We start from the raw sequence: 6,489 nt of genomic DNA, 5'->3' as shown, positions 1-6,489 counted from the left end.
CAGCAAAGAGTGGGAAGGGGATGGGTGGAACGGAAGGGGGAGCGGGTGGAGGCGGCCAGCAGAAATCGGGGACGGTAAAGACAACGCGGAATTTGCTGCTTTTACGGGCGATTTTATTGACGGCCATGGGGTGCTTTACTCCAGAGATTGGATAGTGATATAGAAGAATAATATCTATTGACTGAATCTTACTTTATTTATATATGAAAAGAAAAGCGTAAAAAGGTTATCTGAAAAATTTCAGGTAAGCTTTTTGTAAAAGTTATTGTACGACTAGGAGAAACAGGAGTTAACAGGCTTAAAATACTAACATTATTAATTTAACATAATATAAATTATGCGAACCTAAGCTAGCATGATGCAATAGTCTTTTCTGCAAATTATGGCCACAACCAAGCCCATGCGCTTCGTCCTTCGCCTTGCAGCAAAACTAAAGTTCGGCAAGCTGAGGCTGTATTCATGCATTCGAGGCCGATTCCGTAGGCTGATAAGGCTGCAGCAACTTTGGGATGCAGAAATTTTTGTTTTTCTCCTGTACCTATAATAATGACTTCTGGACGGTTTTCTGCTGTTTCAATTGCTGATATAAAAATTTGTTCGTTTAATTCTCCGATGGTTGTTTGAGGAATGATGCTCACTTTACCATCTTGCCAGCAAATGGGTTCTGAATATGTTTGTTCACCGATTTGCAATATGCCTTGTGAGGATGAAAAAAATGATGCGGTTTCATCAATATGGTTTTCTGTGATTTTCATGGCAATTCCTGTTTTTATGGTAGAACGATTTTTCAGACGGCCTTGGGAAACTTGCAAAAAAAGGTGCAAGATCAAGCAATATCAGGTAGGATTCAACGTTTGACCTTGTGCATTGATGCTTTGCTCTGAATTTACGATTGCAAGCGATTATAACAAGCCTTGGTTTTTCGTGATTATTTTAAAGTATCGGCTCAAAAGGAGACACAATGAAGCCAGTAAATATCGGTCTTTTAGGTTTGGGTACAGTCGGTGGCGGTACGGCTACTGTATTGCAGGACAACGCTGCGGAAATCAGCCGCCGCTTGGGACGAGAAGTCCGTATTTCTGCTGTTTGTGATTTGAGCGAAGAAAAAGCCAAACAAATTTGCCCGAATGCTGCTTTTATCAAAGATCCGTTTGAGCTGGTTCAACATCAAGATGTTGATGTTGTTGTGGAATTGTTTGGCGGTACCGGTATTGCCAAAGATGCGGTATTGAAAGCGATTGAAAACGGCAAACACATTGTTACTGCCAATAAAAAACTACTGGCCGAATACGGCAATGAAATTTTCCCTTTGGCGGAAGAAAAAAATGTCATGGTGCAGTTTGAAGCTGCTGTTGCCGGCGGTATACCAATTATCAAGGCTTTGCGTGAAGGCTTGGCTGCGAACCAAATCCGCAGTATCGCCGGTATTATTAATGGTACCAGCAACTTCATTCTGACTGAAATGCGTGAAAAAGGCAGCGCGTTTGCAGACGTATTGAAAGAAGCTCAGGCTTTGGGCTATGCAGAAGCTGACCCCACTTTTGATATCGAAGGTCATGATGCCGGCCATAAAATTACGATTATGAGCGCATTGGCATTTGGTACGCCGATGAACTTTTCTGCCTGCTATTTGGAAGGCATCAGCAAACTCGACAGCCGCGATATCAAATACGCTGAACAACTTGGCTACCGTATCAAATTGTTGGGGATTACCCGTAAAACCGACAAAGGCATCGAGTTGCGCGTACACCCTACTCTGATTCCTGAAAGCCGTCTGCTGGCTAACGTTAACGGCGTGATGAATGCTGTCCGCGTCAATGCCGATATGGTTGGTGAAACCTTGTATTATGGTGCAGGCGCCGGTGCATTGCCAACGGCTTCTGCCGTGGTTGCCGATATCATTGATATTGCCCGCCTGATTGAAGCTGAGACTGACCATCGTGTCCCTCACTTGGCATTCCAACCTTCACAAGTTCAAGTGCAAAATATTCTGCCTATGGATGAAATCACCAGCAGCTACTATCTGCGCGTTCAAGCAACTGACGAACCAGGAACTTTGGGTCAAATTGCCGCACTCTTGGCCAAAGAAAATGTTTCTATCGAAGCTTTGATTCAAAAAGGCGTGATTAATCAAAGCACTGCTGAAATCGTGATTCTGACCCACACCACGGTGGAACACAATGTCAAACGCGCTATCGCAGCGATTGAGGCGTTGAGCTGCGTGGATGCTCCGATCACCATGATCCGCATGGAAAGCCTGCATGACTGAGCAACAAACGGAAAGGCCGTCTGAAGAACAACTGGCGGCCAGAAAGAAAGCCAAGGCAAAAATCCGCACCATCCGCATTTGGGCATGGATTATTTTGTCTTTGCTGGCTCTGACCGCCCTGCTCTCACAATGCGCCATGAACAAGCCGCAGATGAAGCAAAATGTGGTGGAATCTTGTGTGAAAAACATTCCTTTTGCTGAAAAATGGCAAACTGATTTGAAGGCAAAAGGTTTGGATGCGCAAAACGAGAAATTGGCTCAAGACTATTGTGTCTGCATGTGGGATCAGCCTTTAAGCAAACTCTCTGACGAGCAAATCCGAAACTTCGGCAAAATCAGCCCTGAGGAGCAACTCAAACTCTTGGGTGGCGCGGAAGCTTTTGAGGCACGCGATAAGCAATGCGTGGCTGATTTAAAGGCTGAGTAAACCAAAATTATCGGTTTAAGCCAAAGCTATAAGGCCGTCTGGACAACAGACGGCCTTTCTTATATTGAATAAATAGTAATAAGAATTGATTTCATTATATTTTAAGTTTAAGATAGCTTGGTTAATTGCTTTTCTATGGTTGTTGCCATGCGTTACCACTTTCCTATTGCCGTTGATATTTATGATTTTTTGTATACCGGCCGGTTTGACTATCTGGAAATCGGACAATCGGCAGAGTCTATTTTGCAGATGTTTCCTGCGCCTGATTGCGTCCCTAAAGGCTTGTTGGTACAAAAAGGCTGGAATATTTGGCTTTATGGCGATATCGAACTGCATTTCTCCGACAATCGTTTGACACAGATTCGCGCTGATTTTCAGCCTGATGCTGCACTAAGCGGCGGCCGTTGGGTAAAATTGAATCCGTGGTTTTTTGCAAATGGCTGCCTTGATGTTTATGCCGTCATTCAGCGCTTGGTACAACGCAATATTGACTTTATTAAAACGGAAACGCATACCAATTTGATTTTACAGCTGCAAAGCGGGGTCGAATTGATTTTTGAAAAATGTCGGGGCATGCAACTTGCCTCGTTCCGCAAACAAAAAGCTTCCCTGCCTCATTGGGCGCGTGAAACGGCTTCTTAACTAAAACAATGCCGTCTGAAAACATCATTTCAGACGGCATGATCAATTACAAACCATTCAATAATTGTCGGATTTTCGTCATCGCCATAGAAGTCTGTTCATTACAGCCTACAGTCCCTACTCCGCTATCAAAGCAATCAATGCTGCTGACGCTGCAAAAGTGGGCATAGGCCATTTTCAACTCTCTGGCCAAAACAGCTTCGGGCATACCGGTCATACCAAGTACATCTACACCATCATTGCGATAACGGGCAATTTCTGCGCGAGTTGGACGGCGCGGGCCTTGCAGGCAGCCATATACTGCTGTGTCGTAAATCGGCACATTGTGCGCTTTCGTGATATTTAATAACTTTTGTCGCAATTCATTGCAATAAGGGTTGAAAAAATCGGTATGGACGACAGGGCATTCTTGGCCTTCAAAAAAAGTATCTTTACGGCCATAGGTATAGTCAATCAAATCGTCCGGCAACACCAGACTGCCGTTTTCAAAATCAGGGTTGATACCGACGACTGAAGAAATGGCAATAATGTTTTCAACGCCTAAAGAGTGCAATGCCCAGATATTGGCGCGATAGTTGATTTCATGCGGCGCGATGGTATGGCTGAAGCCGTGTCGGGCGAGAAAAACAATGTCCAAGCGCCCCAACCTGCCGAACAAAATAGGACTGCTGGTTAAGCCGTATGGAGTGCGTACGATTTTTCGTTCAGTAATTTCGAGTTCCGGCAGTTTGGTCAAACCGCTGCCGCCGATAATGGCTAACATATAGACTTCCTTTGTTATCAATGGCCGTCTGAAACTTGGATTTCAGACGGCCTTAATATCATCGATTTATTTATGTTTATAGAAATGGCTGCCGAAATAGGCAGATGCACCTTCACGCAATAAAACCAATGTTACGGCGGCAAGCGGCAGACCGGCAAGCATACCGACAAAACCCATCAGTTGTCCGAAAGCCATCAACGAGAAAATCACCCAGAACGGAGACAAACCGATGCGGTCGCCGACGATTTTAGGCGTAATGAAAAAGCTTTCCAAGAATTGTCCGACACCGAATACAGCCCAGACCATCAACAAACCCTGCCATGAGCCATATTGCAAAAGCGCGGCAACTGTCGCCAGCAAAAGGCCGGTAAATGCACCCAAATACGGAATAAATACCAAAATACCGGCAATCATACCGATGGCAAAGCCGGAATCCAAACCGACCAGCATCAAGCCCAAGCCATAGACCAAGCCCATAATCATCATCACCATCAGCTGGCCACGCAGAAACTCGCCCAAAACTTCATCCATATTGCCGCTGATACGCGTGTAAGTTTCGATAAAACGGCGCGGAACCAATTTGCTGATTCCGGAAGACCAGCGTTTCCAATCCAACAAGAAGTAATACAGCAGCAAAGGTAACAACACCAAATTGCTGACGCCGCTGATGACGTTACCACTTTGACGCATCAAGGTAGGAATCCATTCTTTGAGCGTATTGCTCAACTCATCCGTATGCGACTGCAACCATGCAATAATTGATTCTTGATCGATTTGAATATAATCCCCGCTGACGCTATTGAGCCACGGCAGCAATTTGTTTTGAACAAAGCCTACGATTTGTGGCAGGCGTTCGGCCAGATTGTTAAACTGGTTCAACAACATAGGCACGATAATCAGCACCAACGACAGCAATATCAGCAAAGCCAGTGCCATAATAATCATAGAGGCCGGCGCGCGACGGATACGCTTCAGTTGCAGCCATTCGACCAAGGGATTCAAAACATAGGCCAAAACGGCAGCTACGATAAACGGCGTCAAAACATCGCCCAAGGCATATAAAAGCCAAATAAAGGCCGCGATAACGCAAGCCATAATAATCCACGGTTTTGCGCCGCGCGTTTTCTTTTGATACATAAAAAGGTATTTCCCAATTGATGTTTAAGGTTTTCAAAATCAATAAGCAGTATAACAGATTCACAAAGGCCGTCTGAACGCGTGACGGCTATTAAGATAAAATAAAAATTGTTGACAATAATGCCAAAAAATTCAGCCTGAATCCTCTAATTTAAGATAAAATACGCTCCGACAATCTACCCATACCCGAATAAGGAAATCCAATGAGCACTTCTTTGAGCTATCGTGACGCAGGCGTGGATATCGACGCAGGCGATCAACTGGTCGAAAACATCAAACCTTTTGCCAAGCGTACTATGCGCCCTGAAGTGTTGGGTGATTTGGGCGGTTTCGGCGCTTTGGTCGAAATCGGCAAAAAATACAAAAATCCGGTATTGGTTTCCGGTACGGACGGCGTCGGCACCAAGCTGAAACTGGCATTCGACTGGGACAAACACGATACCGTCGGCATCGATTTGGTTGCCATGAGCGTCAACGACATTTTGGTTCAAGGCGCAGAACCTTTGTTCTTCTTGGACTATTTTGCTTGCGGCAAGCTGGACGTTGCCCGCGCGACTGATGTGATTAAAGGCATTGCCCAAGGCTGCGAAGAATCCGGTTGCGCTTTGATTGGCGGTGAAACTGCCGAAATGCCGGGCATGTATCCCGAAGGCGAATACGACTTGGCAGGTTTTGCCGTCGGCGTGGTTGAAAAAGAACGCGTTATTAACGGCCGCAGCATTCAGGCCGGAGACGTTGTTTTGGGCTTGGCTTCCAACGGTGCACACTCCAACGGCTACTCTTTGGTACGCAAAATCATCGAGCGCGACAATCCTGATTTGGACGCGGAATTCGACAACGGTAAAACTTTGCGCGAAGCCATTATCGCCCCTACCCGCCTGTATGTGAAACCTATCCTTGCCGCTTTGGAAAAATTCACCATTAAAGGCATGGCCCATATTACCGGCGGCGGCATTACCGAAAACGTACCTCGCGTTTTGCCTGAAAATACCGTTGCACAAATCGATGCCAAAGCGTGGGAATTGCCTAAACTGTTCCAATGGCTGAAAAAAGCAGGCAATGTGGAAACCCAAGAAATGTACCGTACATTCAACTGCGGTATCGGCATGGTCGTTATCATTGCTAAAGAAGATGCCGATGCAGTACAGGCATTCTTGAGCGAACAAGGCGAAACCGTTTACCGTTTGGGCGCAGTTCGTGAGCGCAACGGCGACGAACATCAAACCCAAGTGGCTTGATTGAGATGTAATT

The 6,489-nt window shown here is 45.6% G+C and carries 7 protein-coding genes; 4 read left to right on the top strand and 3 right to left on the bottom strand.

The features are described from left to right. Positions 1-380: 380 nt before the first annotated feature. Positions 381-755, bottom strand: coding sequence for an Mth938-like domain-containing protein (locus tag ACTHUR_RS03015; protein ID WP_004520381.1), 375 nt, complete (start codon positions 753-755; stop codon positions 381-383). A gap of 206 nt (positions 756-961) precedes the next feature. Here ACTHUR_RS03015 and ACTHUR_RS03010 point away from each other — a divergent pair, with 206 nt between their 5' ends. The 3 genes from ACTHUR_RS03010 (at position 962) to ACTHUR_RS03000 (ending at position 3,338) form a co-directional block, all read left to right on the top strand. Continuing rightward, positions 962-2,269: a homoserine dehydrogenase gene (locus ACTHUR_RS03010; RefSeq protein WP_004520380.1), complete on the top strand. Its 1,308-nt coding sequence runs from the start codon at positions 962-964 to the stop codon at positions 2,267-2,269. Next, complete coding sequence (locus tag ACTHUR_RS03005; RefSeq protein ID WP_004520379.1) at positions 2,262-2,696, top strand: hypothetical protein; 435 nt, start codon at positions 2,262-2,264, stop codon at positions 2,694-2,696. Before ACTHUR_RS03010 ends, ACTHUR_RS03005 begins: the two co-directional genes overlap by 8 nt. Positions 2,697-2,843: 147 nt before the next feature. Further along, positions 2,844-3,338, top strand: coding sequence for a hypothetical protein (locus ACTHUR_RS03000; RefSeq protein ID WP_049328665.1), 495 nt, complete (start codon positions 2,844-2,846; stop codon positions 3,336-3,338). A gap of 46 nt (positions 3,339-3,384) precedes the next feature. Here the strand turns inward: ACTHUR_RS03000 and ACTHUR_RS02995 are convergent, their stop codons facing one another. Both ACTHUR_RS02995 and ACTHUR_RS02990 read right to left on the bottom strand, forming a co-directional pair. After that, entirely contained in the window at positions 3,385-4,101 is a 717-nt protein-coding gene (locus tag ACTHUR_RS02995; protein WP_049343856.1) for an S-methyl-5'-thioinosine phosphorylase, read from the bottom strand. Positions 4,102-4,167: 66 nt separating this feature from the next. Then, complete coding sequence (locus tag ACTHUR_RS02990) at positions 4,168-5,238, bottom strand: AI-2E family transporter (RefSeq protein WP_049335191.1); 1,071 nt, start codon at positions 5,236-5,238, stop codon at positions 4,168-4,170. Between the two features lie 203 nt (positions 5,239-5,441). On the opposite strand from ACTHUR_RS02990, the gene purM reads away from it, so the two are divergent. Further along, entirely contained in the window at positions 5,442-6,476 is a 1,035-nt protein-coding gene (gene purM, locus ACTHUR_RS02985; RefSeq protein WP_070695613.1) for a phosphoribosylformylglycinamidine cyclo-ligase, read from the top strand. The last annotated feature ends 13 nt before the right edge of the window (positions 6,477-6,489 follow it).

It is taken from the genome of Neisseria sp. P0021.S007 (genome assembly GCF_051956855.1).
The sequence above is the reverse complement of the archived record's forward strand: the minus strand, read 5'-3'. Positions and strand labels throughout refer to the sequence as shown.